Raw genomic sequence first — 19,281 nt, forward strand, 5'->3', positions numbered from 1 at the left:
GCATGCCGAATCCGGCTAACCTCGGGTCGCTTTTGCCCCATCGATAGGCTTCAAGGTAACAGTGCGCGATAGTCCTCGACCGCGGCGAACTCCTCGGTGTCCTTGGGGCCCTGGCGACTGTCCGGCTGGCGCACGGCGAGCAGATGGCCGATGCCAAAGGTGCGCGCGCTACGCAACACCGGCAGGCTGTCGTCGATGAACAGGCTGCGTGGCGGCTCGAAATCCAGGTCCTGGCGCAGGGCGAACCAGAACTGCTGGTCTTCCTTGGCGAAGCCGTAGTCGTGGGAGCTGATCATGCGCTCGAAGTAGGGCGCCAGCTCGATGCGCTCGAGCTTCAGTGACAGCGAGTCGCGGTGGGCGTTGGTGATCAGCACCACCCGCTTGCCGGCGGCGCGCACGGCCTGGAGGAAGGTGTCGGCGTCGGGGCGCAGGGCGATCAGGTGGGCGACCTCACGCTTGAGCTCGCGGATCGGAAGCACGAGCTCGCGGCTCCAGAAATCCGTGCAGTACCAGCTGAGCCGGCCGGCGTGCTCGCGGAACAGCGGCAGCAGCTCGGCCTCGGCCAGGGCCCGGCTGATGCCGTGGTGCTCGGCGTAGCGTTGCGGCAGGTGCTGCAGCCAGAAGTGATTGTCGAAATGCAGGTCGAGCAGGGTGCCGTCCATATCCAGCAGGACGGTATCGATCTCGCTCCAGGGCAATGGCGGCATGGTGGCTTCTTGTGCGCAGGTTGTGGCAGTTGTCGCGATTCGGTTAGCAACCGTCGTCATCGCACAATCTGCCGCAGGGATAATCGGGACAGGCAGGGTATGATAACTCGCCTCACTGCTGCCAGGAGCCGTCCCATGCGTCAGAAGCCCACCGTACTCGCTCGTGAGATAGTCGCCAGCAGTCGCCTGTTCCGTGTCGAGGAGCTGCAGCTGCGTTTCGCCAACGGCGTGGAGCGAACCTACGAGCGGCTGGTGGGCAAGGGCCGCGGCTACGGGGCGGTGATGATAGTGGCCCTGGCCGATGCCGAGCATGTGCTGCTGGTCGAGGAATACTGCGCCGGCACCGACGACTACCAGCTGTCGTTGCCCAAGGGGCTGATCGAGCCGGGTGAGGACGTGCTGGTAGCGGCCGAGCGCGAGCTCAAGGAGGAGGCCGGCTTCGGCGCCAGGCAGCTGGAGCTGCTGGCCGAGTTGAGTCTGTCGCCCGGCTATATGAGCCAGAAGATCCAGGTGGTGCTGGCTCGCGACCTCTATCCGGAAAGCCTGCCCGGCGACGAGCCGGAGCCGATGCGGGTGGACAGGGTCAACCTGCGCGAGCTGTCGAGCCTGGTCCAGCACCCGCAGTTCAGCGAGGGCCGCGCCCTGGCGGCGCTGTACCTGGCGCGCGACCTGCTGACCCAGCGCGGAGACCTGAGCCTGTGAGCCATCCGCTGATCCCCGCCGTGGTGCAACTGGTGCGCGAGGCCGGCGCGGCGATCCTGCCCTACTGGCGTGCCGGCGTGGCCGTCACCGAGAAGGCCGATGCCTCGCCGGTGACCGCCGCCGACATGGCCGCCCACCACATCCTCGCCGCCGGCCTGAGCGCCCTCGATCCGAGCATCGCAGTGCTGTCCGAGGAGGACGCCGACATCGCCCTGGGCGAGCGCGCGCAATGGCAGCGCTGGTGGCTGGTCGACCCGCTGGACGGCACCAAGGAATTCATCGCCGGCTCCGAGGAGTTCACCGTCAACGTCGCGTTGATCGAACGCGGCCGGGTGGTGTTCGGCGTGGTCGGCATCCCGGCCACGGGGCGCTGCTACCACGGCGGTGCTGGCCTTGGGGCCTGGCGCGCCGAGGCCGGCGGTGCCGATGAGGCCATCAGCGTGCGCCTGGCGCCGGAAGACGCCTTCACCGTGGTCGCCAGCCGGCGCCACTCCAGCCTGGCCCAGGAACGCCTGCTGGAGGGCTTGAGCGAACGCTTCGGCGACCTGCAGCTGGCCAGCGTCGGTAGTTCGCTGAAGTTCTGCCAGCTGGCCGAGGGCCTGGCCGATTGCTACCCGCGCCTGGCGCCGACCTCGCAGTGGGATACCGCCGCGGCCCAGGGCGTGCTCGAAGGCGCCGGGGGCGAAGTGCTGACCCTGGCGGGCGAGGTGCTGAGCTACGAGGCGCGCGAGTCGTTGCTCAACCCCTATTTCCTGGCCTTGCCGGCGGCAGCCGCCTGGCGCGCCGAGCTGATCCAGCTGGCACGCGCGCTGGACTGACGACAAGTCCGTAGGCTGGATCGCGCGTCATCGATCCGCCGTCTGACGGCGGATGTAAACGGCGCCATCCACCCTGGATGGCGAGGGTGGGCGCTTGGCTCAGTCGAGCATGTCGCTGTAGCGATCGTCTGCCTTGAAGCGCAGCGGTTGGTTGAAGCCCGGCACCTTGAGCCCCTCGCTGCCCAGTTCGATGGCGGCATCGTCGATCAGGTCATGACCGAAGTTGTAGATGATCTGCAGTTGCCCGAGCAGCGCCTGCTGGTCATAGTCCTGGGCGTTGGCGCGGGTCTGCTCGCGGCGCGCGCAGTAGTCGGCGAAGGCGGCCTCGCCGTGGCGTTTGCGCAGCATCCGCTCGACCACATGGGGTGCCAGCACCAGGGCGCTGGCGTTGTTGCCGCCGAAACCCTTGGAGTTGATGAAGCACACGTCCAGCGCCTGCGTGCCGACCTGGCGATCCGCAGTGGCGATGCTCAGACGCTGCTGGTGCACGTCCTCGGCCACCGTGTCGATGGTCTTGACCCCGGGAATCACTCCGTACTTGAAGCTGCCCAGCGCCGAGATCACCTGGTCGCCGCTGGCGGCGGCCAGGGAGTGGCCGACGAAGGCCTTGGCCGCGGTGACCGGCCACTGTTCGATGGCGAAGGTGGCGGCGATGCGGTCGAGCAATTCCGACTCGGTGACCCGGTTGGCCGGGGTACTGGAGCCGTGGGCGTGGACGAAGCTGCGCTGGCGCACCGCGTCGATGCCGAGCAGCTGCACGGCGCTGGCCACGGCCTTGGCCACGGTCAGGTAGTTGCCCGGGCCGGGAGCGGAGATGGATTTCTTGAAGCCGTCGGCATTGATGAACACGTCCGGTACTGCGCCGTGGATGTCGGCGCCCAGCTCCAGGGCCAGTTCGTCGTCCATCAGCACCACGAACTGGCAGGCCTCGGCCAGGGTGAAGCCGCAGTTATCACCGAACGGGCGGCTGGCGCGGCGGAAGTCGACCTCGTCCCGGCCCTCGATCTGGCGCAGGCCGTCCTCGGTGGCCAGGGCGCCCATGGCGCCATAGCCCTCGATGCATTCCTGATTGATCGGCGCCTCGCTGCTGCCGACGATGACCACCCGGGCCTTGCCGGTGGCGATCTGCTCGATGCCCTTCTGCAGGTTGTAGAGGAAGGTGGCGCAGGCGCCGGTGATGCTGCCGGTGGTGCCGACGCTGCCGAGCACGTAGGCGTTGATGAAGTCCGCCGACATGCTGTTCAGGCCCAGGGCCAGCTGCTTGGCGGTGACTCGCCCGCCCTTGAGGCGCGACTGCATCAGGCCGCCGAAACCGTTCTCGTCGAGCTGGCTCATGATGCAGCTGGAAAACACCGCGATCTCGTCCGGCGCGACCCGGTCGACGATCGACTGCCAGGGCAGGCCGATCGAGCGCAAGGCGTCGGTCACCCCGACGATGGCCATGCTTAGGCCGCGCGGGTGGAAGCGCGAGTTGTAGTGTTCGCTCGGCTCGAAGCCGGTGGGCAACTGGCCGGCGGATTTCACCGGCAGGGCGCGGTAGCTGTCGACCTTGAATTCGCAGCTGTCGTGCAGGGTGACGCGCACCTCGGTGGCGTTCAGCGGCTCCACCGACCAGTTCGCCGGCAGCGGCTCGGGCAGTTGCTTGCGGTTGCTGACGAAGCTCAGCGGGCTGCCAGCGACGGCGCTGACACTGATGCTCTTCTGCCAGTGGGCGGCTTCGACATCCAGGTGCTGCAGTTCGATGCGGCGCACCAGGGTGGAGGCGAGGATCTGTTCGGCGAAGCGCTTGTCGATCTCGGCCAGGCTGAGGGCGCTGCCGTCGGCGGCCTGGTAGGCACCGTCGACCACCCGCACCAGTTTCATCATCACCGCCAGGCCGGCGAGGGTTTCCTGGCGCGCGTGGCTGTCCATCGACTCGATCACGGTGCGGCGGAAGCCATGGTGAAAGGAGCTGCGGCCGGCTGCGTTGTAGCCACCAAAACCAACAATCACGGGTAAACGAGACTTCACGCGGGAACTCCTTCAAATAAGTACGCCAGGACAAGCCGGGGTGACGCTGGCAGGGGCTTGTCACGTGGGCCGTGCGCCCTCTAGCGTGGGGAAGACCCACGGAGTGAGCGTCGGCTCGACTGTTCGGATGCCTATGCTGACGCGAATTATGACCTACGAGTCACTGCTTCGACCAAGGTAGCGCTTACCCAAGACCATACTCCTGCTAGGGTTTCTCCAGCGCAATCGTGACCTGGAGAACAACAATGCACAGCGTCAACCCCTACGAATACGGCATGCCGCGCGATGCGGCCAACTTCCAGGCACTCAGCCCCTTGAGCTTTATCGAGCGGGCGGCGAGTGTCTACCCGCGCCGCCTCGCCCTGATCAACGGTGCCGCGCGGCAGACCTGGAGCGAGACCTACAGCCGCTGCATCCGCCTGGCCTCGGCGCTGGCTCGGCGCGGCATCGGCCTGGGCGATACGGTGGCGGTGGTCGCGCCCAATGGCCCGGCGATGTTCGAGGCGCACTTCGGCGTGCCCATGTGCGGCGCGGTGCTCAACGCGATCAATACCCGCCTGGATGCCGAGGCCATCGCCTTCATCCTGCAGCATGGCGAGGCCAAGGTGCTGCTGGTCGACAAGGAGTTCGGCGAACTGGTCCAGCGCGCCACCAGCCACCTGCCCAAGCGGCCGCTGATCATCGGCATCGACGATCCCGAGTACGCCGGTGGCCAGCTGATCGGCGAGTTCCACTACGAGGCGCTACTCGCCGAAGGCGACCCGGACTACGCCTGGCAGCTGCCGGCCGACGAGTGGCAGGCCATCGCCCTCAACTACACCAGCGGCACCACCGGCAATCCCAAGGGGGTGGTCTATCACCACCGCGGCGCCCACCTCAATGCGCTGTCCAACGCCATGTGCTGGGACATGAGTCGCTTCCCGGTGTACCTGTGGACCCTGCCGATGTTCCACTGCAACGGCTGGTGCTTCCCCTGGGCCCTGGCCGCCTATGTCGGCACCAGCGTGTGCCTGCGCCAGGTGCGCGCCGAGGCCATCTACCCGCTGATCGCCGAGCACGGCGTCGACCACTTCTGCGGCGCGCCCATCGTGCTGAACATGCTGGCCAATGCCAGCGACGAGCTCAAGGCGCTGAAGACCCAGCCGGTCAAGGTGCTGACCGCCGGCGCCGCGCCACCGGCCGCGGTGATCGAAGCCATGGAGGCCCTGGCGTTTCGCGTCACCCACGTCTACGGCCTGACCGAGACCTACGGGCCCAGCGTGGCCTGCGAGTGGAAGGCCGAGTGGGACGCCGAGAGCCCCGAGCAGCGCGCACGCCTCAAGTCCCGTCAGGGCGTACGCGCGCCATTGCTCGATGGCCTGATGGTGGCCGACCCGGAAACCCTGCAGCCGGTGCCCAAGGACGGCGAGACCATCGGCGAGATCATGATGCGTGGCAACGTGGTGATGAAGGGCTACCTGAAGAACCCCAGCGCCACCGCCGAGTGCTTCGCCGGTGGCTGGTTCCACTCCGGCGACCTGGCGGTGTGGCACGAGGACGGCTACGTCGAGATCAAGGACCGCTCCAAGGACATCATCATCTCCGGCGGCGAGAACATCTCCTCGATCGAGGTGGAGGACGTGCTCTATCGGCACCCGCAGATCCTCGAGGCGGCGGTGGTGGCCATGCCCAGCGACAAGTGGGGCGAGACGCCCTGCGCCTTCGTCACGCCCAAGCCGGGGTGCGAGCTGAGCGCGCAGGAGGTGATCGCCTTCTGCCAGCAGCGCATGGCGCGCTTCAAGGTGCCCGGCTGCGTGGTCTTCACCGCCCTGCCCAAGACCAGTACCGGCAAGGTGCAGAAGTTCGTCCTGCGCGAACAGGCCAGGGCCCTGGCCCAGGAGGGGCAGAGCGCGGCCTGAGGCCCGCAGGAGCCGCCAGAGGCGCCGCATGCGGCGTCTCTGGCGTTTCGCCAGGCAGAAAAAAGCCCGGCACTCCGGCCGGGCTGAAAGGTACAAAGGTACCGAAGTAGCAGTCTTTAGTTCATGCCCAGCCAGTTCGGCAGGGCCATGGACACGGCCGGGATGTAGGTGATCACCATCAGGAAACCGAGCAGCAGCATCAGCCACGGCCAGGCCGCGCGAATCACCTGGGTCAGCGGCATGCCGGTCACCGCCGAGGTGACGAACAGGTTGAGGCCCACCGGCGGGGTGATCAGGCCGATCTCCATGTTCACCACCATGATGATGCCCAGGTGGATCGGGTCGATACCCAGTTGCACGGCGATCGGGAACAGGATCGGGGCGAGGATCAGGATGATCGCCGAAGGCTCCATGAAGGCGCCGGCGATCAGCAGCACGATGTTCACCACCAGCAGGAACTGCCAGGGTTGCAGGCCCATCTCGATCACCCAGGCGGTGATGGTCTGGGGGATCTGCTCGGTGGTCAGCACATGGGCGAAGAGCATGGCGTTGGCGATGATGAACATCAGCATGATCGACAGCTTGCCGGACTCCAGCAGCACCTTGGGGCACTCGCGGATGGGCATGTCCTTGTACACGAACAGCGCCACGAAGCCGGCATAGACCGCCGCCACCGCCGCGGCCTCGGTCGGGGTGAACATGCCCGAGTAGATGCCGCCGAGGATGATCACCATCAGTAGCAGGCCCCAGATCGCCTCGCGGGCGGTGGCGAGGAACTGGCGCAGGCTGGCGCGCGGCATGGCCGGCAGGTTCATCTTGCGCGCGACTATGTAGATCGCGGTCATCAGCGCCACGCCGAGCAGCACGCCGGGCATCACCCCGGCCATGAACAGCTTGCCCACCGATTGCTCGGTGGCGGCGGCGTAGACCACCATGACGATCGAGGGCGGAATCAGGATGCCCAGGGTGCCGGCGTTGCAGACGATGCCGGCGCCGAACGCCTGCGGGTAGCCGGAGCGGACCATGCCGGCGATGGCGATCGAGCCCACGGCCGCCACGGTCGCTGGCGAGGAGCCGGACAGCGCGGCGAACAGCATGCAGGCCAGTACCGCGGAGATCGCCAGGCCGCCGCGGATATGGCCGACGCAGGCATTGGCGAAGTCGATCAGGCGCTTGGCCACGCCGCCAGTGGTCATGAAGGCGCCGGACAGCAGGAAGAACGGGATCGCCAGCAAGGTGTAGTGCTCGGAGGTCTCGAACAGCTTGATCGCCAGCGAGCGCACCGAGTCGGGGCTGAACAGCATGATGGTGACCGAGCCGGCCAGGCCGAGGGACACGGCGATGGGCACGCCGATGAACATCAGCAGGAACAGCAGGATAAAGAGGAACAGGATGGTCATTGCTTGGGCTCCTCGTGCTCGGTCAGTTTCATCGCTTCGGCGGCCTCGTCGGCCAGGCCGAGGCCGGTCTGCTGGTGGCGCAGGATGCGCACGAAGATTTCCAGGAAACGGATGAACACCATGGCGTAGCCGAAGGGCACGATCAGGGTGATATGCCACAGCTGGATGCCGTAGTGGCCGAGGTCCTCGGCGCCGATGTCGGCGACCAGCAGGGTGCGCACCCAGTCGAAGCTGGCCACGCTGATCAGGCCGGCGTAGCCGAGGCAGCACAGGCAGGCGATCAGGCCGATGATGCGTTGCACCGGACGGCTGCACAGCTTGACCAGGGCGTCCACGCCGATATGCCCGGCGGTGCGCACGCCGTAGGCCAGGCCGAAGAAGATCAGCCAGGCGAACAGCGCCTTGGTCAGGGCGATACTCCAGGTCATGGCCTGGGCCATCTCGATCACGCTGTCGCCGATGGCGAGCAGCGTTTCGTTGCCACCAAAGTAGTCACCCAGGGTGTAGAACAGGGTGTAGAGGTTGTTGAGGATCACGTAGACGAAGGTCACTAGCGTCATGATTCCCAGAAGGAAGGCGATGAAGCCTTCCTCGAAGTGGTCCCAGACGCGCCGCAAGGCGTTCATCGATAACATCTCCAGGGGGGGAGGCAATGGGGCAGACCCGGCAGGCATGCCCTGCCGCAAGGGTTCGGCAGCGGGGCTGGGCGCCGCCGCTGCCGCTGGGTCAGGCCGCAACGCGGCTGGCCCGTCCTACTGGTTGGCGGCGTCGGCGGCCTTGATCAGGTCGGCACCGATCTCGCCTTCGAACTTGCTCCACACCGGTTTCATGGCGTCGCGCCACTGGCCGCGCTGCTCGGGGGTCAGCTGGATGATCTCGGTGGTGCCGGCGGCGAGGATGGCCTGCTTGGCTTCCTGGTTCAGCGCGTCGGCCTGCTTGTTCACCTCGGCGGTCACCTCGACGTTGATCTTCTCCAGTTCACTGCGTACGTCTGCCGGCAGACCGTCCCAGAACTTGGTGTTGGTGATCAGCATGTAGTCCAGCACGCCATGGTCGGACTCGGTGATGAACTTCTGCACCTCGTGCATCTTCTGGCTGTAGATGTTCGAGTAGGGGTTCTCGGCACCGTTGACCACGCCGGTCTGCAGGCCCTGGTAGACCTCGGCGAAGCTCATCTTGCGCGGGTTGGCGCGCACGGCCTTGAACTGCTCTTCCAGCACGGCGGACGCCTGTACGCGGAACTTCAGGCCGCGGGCGTCTTTCGGCTCGCGCAGCGGCTTGTTGGCCGACAGCTGCTTCATGCCGTTGTGCCAGTAGGCCAGGCCGGTGATGTTCTTGCCTTCCATGGAGGTCAGCAGGCCCTGGCCTGCGGGGCTCTGCTGAAAGCGGTCGACCGCGGCGATGTCATTGAACAGGAACGGCAGGTCGAACACCTGCAGCTGCTTGGTGTACTGCTCGAACTTGGCCAGGGACGGGGCGATCAACTGCACGTCGCCGAGCAGCAGGGCCTCCATTTCCTTGCCGTCGCCGAACAGCGAGGAGTTCGGGTAGACCTCGACCCGTACCTTGTCACCCAGGCGCTCTTCGGCCAGACGTTTGAACAGCAGCGCACCTTGGCCCTTGGGGGTGTTCTCGGCCACCACGTGGGAGAACTTGATGACGATAGGATCGGCCGCCTGAGCCAGGCCGGCGATGGTCAGGGACAGGGCGCACGCCAGCGCCTTGGCAGTGAACTTGAACATACGAGTGCTTCCTCTTGTTGTGTTTATCGCAGTGAGCGCCGCGGCGCCGGGTACGGGCGAACAAGAGCAAGTCTAGGCGGCCTGCCGGAAAACGACGGGCGCTGGGCAGCGAAGGCCTGGACTTGTACTTGTAGGATCGCCTGCAGGTAGCTAGAGCAACCGCCATGCCAGGCCGGGGCAAGGATCCCGACGCAAAGTTGGCAAAGCGTACCCAGGCCTTGCCGGCACGGCCTTTCGGGTGGCGCCGGGGATGCGGCGCGGTGGCCACGAGCGGGCCTGGGGCGGGTGGAGTGCGGCGGGCTTGGCGGAAATCCGCCAGCTACTCGAGGTCCTCTGGCGAGCCTCCGCCAGCATCGGCGAAGCTCAGTCCGTGCTTGCGCAGCTTGTCGTGCAGGGTCTTGCGTGGGATGCCCAGGGCCTCGGCCACGCTGCGCAGCGAGTTGTGCGCCTGCGTCAGTTCGGCGGCGATCAGCGCGCGCTCGAAGGCTTCCACCTGCTCGCTGAGGTTGCCGGCGAGCGGCGTCGCCTGCGTGGGGGCGGCGCTGGACGCCTCCTGGCCGAGGTCCAGGTCGAGGCCGAGGGCGAAGCGCTCGCCGGCGTTCTGCAGTTCGCGCACGTTGCCCGGCCAGGGGTGACGCAGCAACTGGGCGCGCTGGGCCGGCTGCAGTTCGCGGCCAGGCAGGCCGTGGCGGGCGCTGGCGCTGTCGGCGAAGTGCTGGAACAGCAGCAGGATGTCGTCGCCGCGCTCGCGCAGCGGCGGGATGCGCAGTGGCGCGACGTTCAGCCGGTAGTAGAGGTCGGCGCGGAAGCGGCCCTGATCGGCGGCCTGGCGCAGGTCTTCCTTGGTCGCGGCGATCACCCGGATGTCCAGGGGGATCAGCTGGTTGCCGCCGAGGCGCTCGACCACCCGTTCCTGCAGCAGGCGCAACAGCTTGACCTGCACCTCCAGGCTCATGCTCTCGATCTCGTCGAGGAACAGGGTGCCGCCGTTGGCGAACTCGAATTTGCCGATGCGGCGCTTCTGCGCGCCGGTGAAGGCGCCGGGCTCATGACCGAACAGCTCGCTCTCGACCACCGACTCGGCCAGGGCGCCGGCGTTGATGGCGACGAAGGGGCCGCCGCGGCGGCTGGACAGGTCGTGCAGGGCACGCGCCACCACCTCCTTGCCGGCGCCGGTTTCGCCGAGGATCAGCACATCGGTGCCGATATTGGCCAGGGCGCCGATCTGCTCGCGCAGCCGCTGGATGGCCGGCGACTGGCCGATCAGGCGCGCCGACAGCTGCTGGCGATCGGCCAGGGCCAGGCGCAGGCTGCGGTTTTCCAGCACCAGCTGACGCAGGGCCAGGGCACGGCGCACGCTGTCGAGCAGGTCCTCGCTGGCGAAGGGCTTCTCGAGGAAGTCGTAGGCGCCGGCGCGCATCGCCTGGACCGCCAGGGGCACGTCGCCATGGCCGGTGATCAGCAGCACCGGTAGCTCAGGGTCCTGCGCGTGCAGCTGTTCGAGCAGCTGCAGGCCGTCGATGCCGGGCATGCGGATGTCGCTGACCACCACCCCCGGCCAGTCACGGCCGATGCGTTCGGCCACGCCGCGGGCATCGGCCAGGCTGGCCACCTTCAGCCCGGCCAGGTCGAGGGTCTGGCTGAGGGCCTGGCGCAGGTGCGGATCGTCGTCGATCAGCAGGACCTGGGTGCGGGCATCGGCGGTGGTCATGGGGTCAAGTCCTCTGCAGGCGGGTATGAGTCGGTGCGTACTGCACATCTCATGCCTGGCTAGCTCTCGCTGGCGACATCTTTGCGTGCGTGATGCAGGCCATGTTCGGCGGCGCGCAGGCGCAAGGTCAACTGGGCGCCGCCGTCGGGGTGGTTGGCAAACAGCAGCTCACCGCCGAGGGCGCGCATCAGGCTGTCGCAGATCGCCAGACCTAGGCCCAGGCCCTGGGCGCTGGTCTTGGTGGTGAAGAAGGGTTCGCGGGCGCGCTGCAGGGCGGCCTCGGAGAAGCCCGGGCCGTTGTCACGCAGGTGCAGGTCGACGCCCTCGGCGCTGGTTTCTGCGCTGATCCAGATGCGCCGCGGCGGGGCGATCTCGCTCAGGGCATCGAGGGCGTTGGCCAGCAGGTTGCCGAGCACCTGGCGCAACCGGGTTTCGCCGGCCTGAACCCACAGCGTCGCCTCCGGCAGGTCGCGAATCAGCTCGACCTGCATGGCCCGCCGGCGCTTGGCCAGCAGCGCCAGGGCGTCGTCGATCGCCGGTTGCAGGGCCACGCTTTCGGGCGCGTGACGGTCGCGGCGGGCGAAGGCGCGCAGGTGGGCGATGATCGAGGCCATGCGTTCGGTCAGTTCGCTGATCAGCCTGAGGTTGCCGCGGGCGTCCTCGCTGCGCTGGTGGTCGAGCAGCACGCCGGCGTTGTCGGCATAGCTGCGGATCGCCGCCAGCGGCTGGTTGAGCTCATGGCTGATGCTCGCACTCATGGTGCCCAGTGCCGACAGCTTGCTGGCCTGGACCAGCTCGTCCTGGGCGCGCACCAGTTCCTGCTGGGCCTGCTCGCGCTCCAGCACCTCCTGGCGCAGCCGGCTGTTGAGCAGTTCGAGGTCGTGGGTGCGCTCCAGTACCCGCTGCTCCAGCTGCTGGCGGGCACGGGCATCCAGGGCGATGCGTTCGAGGTAATGGCGCCGGCGTTGCATCAGCAGGCCGAGCAGCAGCAGGAACATCAGCAGCGCGGCGCCGCCGGAGGCCACGGCGGTGCGCACCGAGCGGTCGAGCAGGGCCTGGGGGGTGAGGGTGCTGACGGTCCAGCCGATATCCTCGAGGTTGCGACTCTGCCGCAGCCAGGCCCCGGGTTCGAGTTGCAGCGGCGGAGGCGACTGGATGCGATAGGGCTGGGTATCGGCGATCGCCGCGCGCTCGGCGATGTCCAGCTCGCGGGTGGCATGGAAGCGCCACTCCGGCTGCGAGGTGAGGATCACCACGCCGTAGTTGTCGGTGACCAGCAGCTGGGCCGGGCGATTGCCCCAGAGGGTCTCGGTATGGTCGAGATCGACCTTGACCACCATCACCCCGAGGATCTGCTCGCCTTCGCGCACCGCGGCGGCGAAGAAGTAGCCACGCTTGCCGGAGGTGGTGCCGAGGCCGAAAAAGCGCCCGGGACGGCCTTGCATGGCCTCGCGGAAATAGGGCCGATAGGAGAAGTTGCGTTCGACGAAGCTGTCGGGCTGGTTCCAGTTGGAGGCGGCCAGGGTCTGGCCATCGGGGGCCATCAGGTAGATCACGTCGGCCCCGGTCTGCTGCTGCAGGCCGGCCAGCAGGCGATTGGCCCGGTCGCGGCGCTGGTCGTCGTCGCGGTGCTGGAGCAGCTGGCGCAGGCTCGGCAACTGGCTGAGGATCGGCGGCAGCACCTCGTAGCGGTTGAGGGTGCCGAGCAGGTTGGCCACATAGAGGTCCAGGGTCTGGCCGTTCTGCTCGGTCAGAGCGTCCCGGTAGTAGCGCTCGGCCATGTGCTGCAAGGGCAGGAGCAGAGGCATCAGCAGCAGGGCGAGCAGGGCCAGGTTGCGCCAGCGAGGGCGGCGTGGGACGGGTGGCAATGAGGGCATGGCGGCGATGGCTCTATCGGGATGGCGCTGTTGAGCCTAGGTTGGCCGGATTGCGGGCGCCGGGCAAGCCGCAATATATACGCCATACTGCAAGCGGACTCAGGCAGTGACGCCGCGTGCGTACGTGAGTCTGCCCGCGCAGCACAGGGATCGACCGGCGCAGTCCTGACCCTGTGGAGGTCCCGCGATGCTCAATCGACTCAGCGTTCGCGTCCGCCTGTTGATCCTGGCGTTGATACCGCTGCTGATGTTGCTGCTGGCCCTGACCAATGCCGGCCAGCTCAATCAGCGCTTCCAGGAGCTGTTCACCGACCGGATGCAGCCAATCAGCCAGATCAAGACCATTGCCGATGCCTATGCGGTGAGCATCGTCGATGCCTCGCACAAGTACCGGGCGGGGGCTTTCGATGCGACTACCCTGCGGCAGAACTTCAAGGATGCGCGCCAGCGCACCGATCAGGCCTGGGCCGCCTACACCGCGACCCACCTGACCGAAGACGAGCGCGCGCGGGTCCGGCGCATCGAGCCGATGTTCGCCCAGGCCAACCGGCTGACCGACCAGCTGCTCGGCGAAGTCGACAATGGCCAGCTGCGCGCCCAGGAGCCCAAGGCGTTCAGCGAGCGCCTGTATGGCGTGATCGATCCCTTGAGCGGTGAGCTGGAGGCGCTGATCAAGCTGCAGCTGGATGAGGGGGCGCAGCTCAATGAACGGGTAGTGCAGCAGTACGCCGGCATGCGCAGCAGCTTTCTGATGCTGGCCGGGGTGGCACTGCTGCTGGTGCTGGGCGCGGCGCTGGCGATCGGTCTGTCGATCATCCGCCCGCTGCGCGGCTTGAGCGCGCTGATCGGCGAGGTGCAGCGTTCCTCCGATCTGACCCTGCGGGCCCGGGTCGAGGGGCACGATGAGCTGGCCGTCACGGCGCAGGCCTTCAACACTTTGCTCGAGCATCTGCAGGGGCTGATCCGTCACCTCGGCGATGCCGCGACCCAGCTCGCGGCGTCCTCCGAGGAGATGAATGCGATCAGTGCCCAGGTCACTGGTACCGCAGCCGAGCAGGGCCAGCAGACCGGCATGGTCGCCACCGCCGTGCACGAGATGAGCGTGGCGGTGCAGGAGGTGGCGCGCACGGCACTGAACACCGCGCGCACGGCTACCGACGCGAGCCAGGACGCGCGCCAGGGCAGCACCCTGGTACAGGCCAACCTGCAGGGCATCGAGCAGTTGTCACGGTCGGTGCAGCAGGCGGCCGAGGTGATCGATCGCCTGCACAACCAGAGCGATGAAATCGGCAAGGTGCTTGGGGTCATCCAGAGCATTGCCGAGCAAACCAACCTGCTGGCGCTGAACGCGGCCATCGAGGCGGCGCGCGCCGGCGAGGCCGGGCGCGGTTTCGCCGTGGTGGCCGATGAGGTACGCAGCCTGGCGAGCAACACCCAGCAGGCGACCGAGTCGATCCGCGGCATGATCGATGCGCTGCAGAACGGCGCGCGCCAGGCGGTCGGCGCCATGCATCAGGCGCGCGAGCAGGCCCAGCAAAGCGTCGAGCACGCGCGCCAGTCCGGTGAGGTGCTGGCGCATATCGCCGGAGCCATCGAGGGTATCGCCGATGGCACGCGCAGATTTCCAGCGCCACCGAGGAGCAGACGGCAGTGGCCAGCGAGATCAGCGAGAACATCAGCAGCCTCAACGACAGCATTCAGGGCGTGGTCAGTGGCGCCGAGCAGAGCGAGCTCGCCAGTCGCGATCTGGCGCAGTTGGCCAGCAGCCTGCAGCAGCAGGTGCAGCGCTTCAAGGCTTAGCTGGGGCGGCCCGTCGCGGGCTCGCCAGGCACTCCAGCAGGGCGTCGTGCCAGTCCGGCAACTGAATCTGCCAGTCGCGCCGCAGGCGGCTGCAATCGAGGCGCGAGTTGAGCGGGCGCCGGGCCGGCGTCGGGTAGGCGCTGCTGGGGATCGGCAGCAGGCGGGCGACCGTCTGGCCCTTGCCGCGCAGCTGTTCGGCGATGGCACTGGCGAAGCCGAACCAGGAGGTTTCGCCCTGGCAACAGAGGTGATACAGGCCCCAGGGGCCGGCCCGACCGCGACGCCACTGATCGATCAGCTGGCCGGTGGCAGTGGCGATGCTGCCGGCCCAGGTCGGCGCGCCCAGCTGATCGTCGACTACTTGCAGTTCGTCGCGCTCGCGCAGCAGGCGCTGCAGGGTCAGCAGGAAATTATGCCCGTGGCTGGCATACACCCAACTGGTGCGCAGGATCAGGTGGGCGGCGCCGACCGCCTGGATCGCCTGCTCGCCGGCCAGCTTGCTCCGGCCGTAGACGTTGAGCGGGTTGGGCGCATCGGTCTCGACATAGGGCGCCGGCTTGCAGCCGTCGAACACGTAGTCGCTGGAGTAGTGGATCAGCGGCGCGCCCAGCCTGGCCGCCTCCTCGGCGAGCACCCCTGGCGCCGTGGCATTGAGCGCGAAGGCCGGTTGCGGTTCGCCTTCGGCCCGGTCGACGGCCGTGTAGGCGGCGGCGTTGATGATCAGCTGCGGGCACAGCGCGCGCACGTACCGGCGGATCCTTGCAGTATCGGCCAGGTCGAGGCGCTGGCGTCCGGCGATCAGCAGTTCGCTGGCCCCGCTCAGGCGCAGTTGCAGCTCACGGCTGAGCTGTCCCCGCTCTCCGAGCAGGAGGATCCTCACGGCAGCAACTCGGCGTCGGCCAGGCTGACGCCGGCCTGGTCCTTGGCCGATAACAGCGGGGTCCCGGCCAGCGGCCAGCCGATGGCCAGGTTCGGGTCGTCCCAGCGAATGCAGCGCTCGTGGGCCGGCGCGTAATAGTTGGTGGTCTTGTACAGCACGTCGGCGAACTCGCTGAGCACCAGAAAACCGTGGGCGAAGCCTTCGGGCAGCCAGAGCTGGCGCCGGTTCTCGGCGGACAGGTGCACGCCGACCCAGCGGCCGAAGCTCGGCGAGTGGCGGCGGATGTCCACCGCGACGTCGTAGACCTCGCCGGCGACGACCCGGATCAACTTGCCCTGGGGCTGCTGCAGCTGGTAGTGCAGGCCGCGCAAGACGCCGTGGCGCGAACGCGAGTGGTTGTCCTGGACGAAGTCGCGGCTGAGACCGGTCGCCTCTTCGAAGCGACGCGCGTTGAAGCTCTCGAAGAAGAAACCGCGTTCATCGCTGAATACCCTGGGCTCGATTAGCAGCACCTCGGGCAGTTCGGTCTGGATGACGTTCACCTCGGCTCCTCGGCCAGATCGAGCAGATACCGGCCATACTCGGTCGAGCCATGGGCGCGGGCCTGCGCGAGCAGGTGCTGGCGGTCGAGCCAGCCCTGCTGGTAGGCGATTTCTTCGGGGCAGGCCACCTTCAGGCCCTGGCGATGCTCGATGGTCTGCACGTACTGCGAAGCCTCCAGCAGGCTGTCCGGGGTGCCGGTATCGAGCCAGGCGAAGCCGCGGCCGAAGCGCTCGACGCGCAGTGCTCCGCGCGCCAGATAGGCATTGTTGAGGTCGGTGATTTCCAGTTCGCCGCGGGCCGAGGGGCGCAACGTCTTGGCCAGCGCCACCGCCTGGTTGTCGTAGAAGTACAGGCCGGTGACGGCGTAGCCGGACTTCGGCTGCAGGGGCTTTTCCTCGATCGACAGGGCCTGGCCGCGGGCGTCGAACTCGACCACGCCGAAGCGTTGCGGATCCTTGACCCGGTAGGCGAACACCGTGGCGCCGCTGGGCTGAGCGGCCGCACGCCGGAGCATTTCGCTGAAGTGCTGGCCGTGGAACAGGTTGTCGCCGAGGATCAGGCACACCGGGTCGGCGCCGATGAACGACTCGCCGATCAGCAGGGCCTGGGCCAGGCCCTGGGGCGCGGGCTGTTCGGCATAGCTGAAGCGCACACCGAACTGGCTGCCGGCGCCGAGCATGCGCTCGAACTGCGGCAGGTCGTGCGGCGTGGAGATGATCAGGATGTCGCGGATGCCGGCGAGCATCAGCACCGACAGGGGGTAGTAGATCATCGGCTTGTCGTAGACCGGCAGCAGCTGCTTGGACACCCCCAGGGTGATCGGCCACAGGCGGGTGCCGGAGCCGCCGGCGAGGATGATGCCCTTCATCGCGGCGCCCCCGGGCATTCGCCGCGATAGCTGCCGTCCTGCACGTGGCGACACCATTCTTGGTTTTTCAGATACCACTGCACGGTCTTGCGCAGGCCGCTGGCGAAGCTCTCCTGCGGCGCCCAGCCCAGCTCGCGGTGGATCTTGCCTGCATCGATGGCATAGCGCCGGTCGTGACCGGGGCGGTCCTCGACGAAACCGATCAGCTCATGGTAGGGGCGGCCTTGGGGGCGGGGCGCCAGCTCGTCGAGCAGGGCGCAGAGGCTGTGCACCACCGTCAGGTTCCTCTGCGGGTTGTCTCCGCCAATATTGTAGGTTTCACCGACCTTGCCTGCGCTTACCACCCTGAGTAGCGCCCGTGCGTGATCCTCGACGTACAGCCAGTCGCGCTCCTGCTGGCCGTCGCCATACACCGGCAATGGCTCGCCGGCCAGGGCGCAGAGGATCATCCGCGGAATCAGCTTTTCCGGAAACTGGCGGGGGCCGTAGTTGTTCGAGCAGTTGCTGAGCAGCACCGGCACGCCATAGGTGCGTTGCCAGGCGCGCACCAGGTGATCGGCCGCCGCCTTGCTCGCCGAGTAGGGCGAGCTGGGGGCATAGGCGGTGTCTTCAGCGCAGGGCGGCGCGTCGCTGGCGAGGTCGCCGTACACCTCGTCGGTGGACACCTGCAGGAAGCGAAACGCCTGCCGGCGCCCTTGAGGCAAGCCCTGCCAGTAAGCGCGAACGGCCTCCAGCAGCTGGTAGGTGCCGGCGATATTGGTCTGGATGAAATCCGCCGGGGCGTCGATCGAGCGGTCGACATGGGACTCGGCGGCCAGGTGCATGATGGCGTCGGGTTGAAAGCGCGCCAGGGCGGCGGCGACGCTGGTCCGGTCGCCGATATCGGCCCGCAGGAACTGGTAGCGCGGATGGTCCGCCACCTCGGCCAGCGACTCGAGATTGCCGGCATAGGTCAGCCTGTCGAGGTTGAGCACCTGGTGCTCACTGCCGTCGAGCAGATGGCGAATCAGCGCCGAGCCGATAAAGCCGGCGCCGCCGGTGACCAGTATGCGCATGGAGAAGTTGTCCTCTTGGTCGATGCCCGCTGGCGGGGGAGTCTGGCTCGATCAGTCCATTGCGCTGGCCGAGCCGTGCTGATTCGCCCGCCATGCCGGCTACTGGACGCATGACGCTAGCTTGTTACGCGCGCGCCGCGGCTGCAAGCGGCAGTGCTTCGCCACGGCAGACCACGATCGCGCGGGCTTGCGCCAGTCGCACGCGCCGGCCGCTGTCCGCGTAGGGCGTCAGGTCAGGCGCCTGGCCGCCCTCGCCGCGGCCCAGCGGGATGGTTTGGGGCCCGCGCATGGTGACGGAGAGGGTGGCGAACAGCCAGCCCAGCAGCGACAGGTTGCTGCCGAAGTTCCTGTACAACTGCCTTGGGTCGTCGCCGTGATGGACCGGCCGCCATCAAGGGGCCGGCAGTGCAGATGAAGACTAATAGCTTAGCTGGCCGCCTCGGCGAGCCTGTCCGGTTCGCCGAGCAGGAAGTTGCGGCCGATGGCGGCCGCGGCGCCTGGCTCGAGGGTCGCCACCTCGGCCTCGTCCTTCAGGTTGACCCCGGACAGCTGCCGCCGGCAGGCCTCGCGCATCAGGTACAGCAGGCGGTGGGCGGCCATGCCGTAGCTCTGGCCTTCCAGGCGAATGTTGGAGATGCAGTTGCGGTAGGCATCGGTCAGGCCGACCCTGGGTGCATAGGTGAAGTACAGGCCGAGGCTGTCCGGCGAGCTGAGCCCGGGGCGCTCGCCGATCAGGATCACCACCATGCGCGCGCCGAGCAGCTCGGCCACCTCGTCGGCCACCGCTACCCGGCCCTGGCTGACCAGGGCCACCGGCGACAGCGACCAGCCCTCGGCCCGCGCCAGTTCGTCGATGCGCGCGAGCAGGGGCAGGGCGTGACGATGCACGGCCAGGGCCGAGAGGCCATCGGCGACCACCACGGCCAGGTCATAGCCGCCCGGGTGCTCGTCGCGCTGGCGGCGCAGCCGCTCGACCGAGGCCTGGCTGAGCCGGCGGCCCAGGTCCGGGCGTTGCAGGTAGGTGTCGCGATCGGCGGCGGCGCTGTGCAGGGTCAGGCTGCTGTGTCCCTGGTCGCTCAGGCCAGTACTCAGGCCCGCGTGGTCGAACGCCAGGTGCACGGCGTCGCGGGCCTGGGCATGGGCATACTGGAAATCCAGCTGGGCGCGGGTCGGCAGGCTGGTGCCGGCGCGGCCCAGGGCGATGCGCGCCGGGGTCAGGCGGCGCAGTTCCTGCCAGGGGTTGTCGATGTTCGGGGCGTCGTCGTTCATG

General features: G+C 67.8%; 17 protein-coding genes and 1 pseudogene. 5 read left to right on the plus strand and 13 right to left on the minus strand.

The genetic code is table 11. From position 1 onward, the window contains the following. Positions 1-50: 50 nt before the first annotated feature. Entirely contained in the window at positions 51-707 is a 657-nt protein-coding gene (gene yrfG, locus AB5S05_RS12860; protein ID WP_369287928.1) for a GMP/IMP nucleotidase, read from the minus strand. Positions 708-842: 135 nt separating this feature from the next. Here yrfG and nudE point away from each other — a divergent pair, with 135 nt between their 5' ends. Beyond that, entirely contained in the window at positions 843-1,409 is a 567-nt protein-coding gene (nudE, locus tag AB5S05_RS12865) for an ADP compounds hydrolase NudE (protein ID WP_369287929.1), read from the plus strand. After that, positions 1,406-2,227, plus strand: coding sequence for a 3'(2'),5'-bisphosphate nucleotidase CysQ (gene cysQ / locus AB5S05_RS12870; protein WP_369287930.1), 822 nt, complete (start codon positions 1,406-1,408; stop codon positions 2,225-2,227). The genes nudE and cysQ overlap by 4 nt, the downstream gene beginning before the upstream one ends. Positions 2,228-2,326: 99 nt before the next feature. Here cysQ and AB5S05_RS12875 read toward each other — a convergent pair whose 3' ends face one another. Further along, positions 2,327-4,237: a beta-ketoacyl synthase gene (locus tag AB5S05_RS12875; protein WP_369287931.1), complete on the minus strand. Its 1,911-nt coding sequence runs from the start codon at positions 4,235-4,237 to the stop codon at positions 2,327-2,329. 245 nt (positions 4,238-4,482) lie between these two features. Between AB5S05_RS12875 and AB5S05_RS12880 the strand changes: the two genes are divergently transcribed. Continuing rightward, positions 4,483-6,135 (plus strand): acyl-CoA synthetase, encoded by a 1,653-nt coding sequence (locus tag AB5S05_RS12880; RefSeq protein WP_369287932.1) that lies wholly within the window; start codon positions 4,483-4,485, stop codon positions 6,133-6,135. A 116-nt stretch (positions 6,136-6,251) separates the two neighbouring features. On the opposite strand, the gene dctM is transcribed toward AB5S05_RS12880, so the two are convergent. The 5 genes from dctM to AB5S05_RS12905 all read right to left on the minus strand — a co-directional run bounded on the left by dctM (position 6,252) and on the right by AB5S05_RS12905 (position 12,865). Continuing rightward, a complete protein-coding gene (dctM, locus tag AB5S05_RS12885) occupies positions 6,252-7,535 on the minus strand; it encodes a C4-dicarboxylate TRAP transporter large permease protein DctM (protein WP_369287933.1) in 1,284 nt (427 codons plus the stop codon). After that, a complete protein-coding gene (locus AB5S05_RS12890; protein ID WP_369287934.1) occupies positions 7,532-8,161 on the minus strand; it encodes a TRAP transporter small permease in 630 nt (209 codons plus the stop codon). The genes dctM and AB5S05_RS12890 overlap by 4 nt, the downstream gene beginning before the upstream one ends. Before the next feature lie 126 nt (positions 8,162-8,287). Then, complete coding sequence (gene dctP / locus AB5S05_RS12895) at positions 8,288-9,277, minus strand: C4-dicarboxylate TRAP substrate-binding protein DctP (RefSeq protein WP_369287935.1); 990 nt, start codon at positions 9,275-9,277, stop codon at positions 8,288-8,290. Between the two features lie 319 nt (positions 9,278-9,596). Then, positions 9,597-11,036 carry a sigma-54-dependent transcriptional regulator gene (locus AB5S05_RS12900; protein ID WP_438943576.1) on the minus strand — a complete coding sequence of 480 codons (1,440 nt, stop codon included), beginning with the start codon at positions 11,034-11,036 and terminating at the stop codon, positions 9,597-9,599. Between the two features lie 11 nt (positions 11,037-11,047). Next, entirely contained in the window at positions 11,048-12,865 is a 1,818-nt protein-coding gene (locus AB5S05_RS12905; protein WP_369287937.1) for a sensor histidine kinase, read from the minus strand. 247 nt (positions 12,866-13,112) lie between these two features. Between AB5S05_RS12905 and AB5S05_RS12910 the strand changes: the two are divergent. Then, positions 13,113-14,414, plus strand: a pseudogene (locus tag AB5S05_RS12910) (methyl-accepting chemotaxis protein); the annotation flags it as partial. A gap of 101 nt (positions 14,415-14,515) precedes the next feature. After that, positions 14,516-14,665: a hypothetical protein gene (locus AB5S05_RS12915; protein WP_369287938.1), complete on the plus strand. Its 150-nt coding sequence runs from the start codon at positions 14,516-14,518 to the stop codon at positions 14,663-14,665. On the opposite strand, the gene rfbD is transcribed toward AB5S05_RS12915, so the two are convergent. The 6 genes from rfbD to eutC all read right to left on the minus strand — a co-directional run bounded on the left by rfbD (position 14,655) and on the right by eutC (position 19,280). Further along, a complete protein-coding gene (gene rfbD, locus AB5S05_RS12920) occupies positions 14,655-15,545 on the minus strand; it encodes a dTDP-4-dehydrorhamnose reductase (RefSeq protein ID WP_369287939.1) in 891 nt (296 codons plus the stop codon). The genes AB5S05_RS12915 and rfbD overlap by 11 nt on opposite strands. Continuing rightward, positions 15,542-16,087 carry a dTDP-4-dehydrorhamnose 3,5-epimerase gene (gene rfbC / locus AB5S05_RS12925; RefSeq protein ID WP_369287940.1) on the minus strand — a complete coding sequence of 182 codons (546 nt, stop codon included), beginning with the start codon at positions 16,085-16,087 and terminating at the stop codon, positions 15,542-15,544. Before rfbC ends, rfbD begins: the two co-directional genes overlap by 4 nt. Continuing rightward, positions 16,084-16,956 (minus strand): glucose-1-phosphate thymidylyltransferase RfbA, encoded by an 873-nt coding sequence (rfbA, locus tag AB5S05_RS12930; RefSeq protein WP_369287941.1) that lies wholly within the window; start codon positions 16,954-16,956, stop codon positions 16,084-16,086. Before rfbA ends, rfbC begins: the two co-directional genes overlap by 4 nt. Next, positions 16,953-18,011, minus strand: a complete 1,059-nt coding sequence (gene rfbB / locus AB5S05_RS12935; RefSeq protein ID WP_369287942.1) for a dTDP-glucose 4,6-dehydratase — start codon at positions 18,009-18,011, stop codon at positions 16,953-16,955. Before rfbB ends, rfbA begins: the two co-directional genes overlap by 4 nt. A gap of 124 nt (positions 18,012-18,135) precedes the next feature. After that, on the minus strand, positions 18,136-18,366 hold the full coding sequence (locus tag AB5S05_RS12940; protein ID WP_369287943.1) for a hypothetical protein: 231 nt from the start codon (positions 18,364-18,366) through the stop codon (positions 18,136-18,138). Between the two features lie 71 nt (positions 18,367-18,437). Continuing rightward, positions 18,438-19,280: an ethanolamine ammonia-lyase subunit EutC gene (eutC, locus tag AB5S05_RS12945; protein WP_369287944.1), complete on the minus strand. Its 843-nt coding sequence runs from the start codon at positions 19,278-19,280 to the stop codon at positions 18,438-18,440. Position 19,281 lies beyond the last annotated feature (1 nt).

Source organism: Pseudomonas zhanjiangensis, from assembly GCF_041027545.1.
GTDB classification, from domain to species: Bacteria; Pseudomonadota; Gammaproteobacteria; order Pseudomonadales; family Pseudomonadaceae; genus Aquipseudomonas; species Aquipseudomonas zhanjiangensis.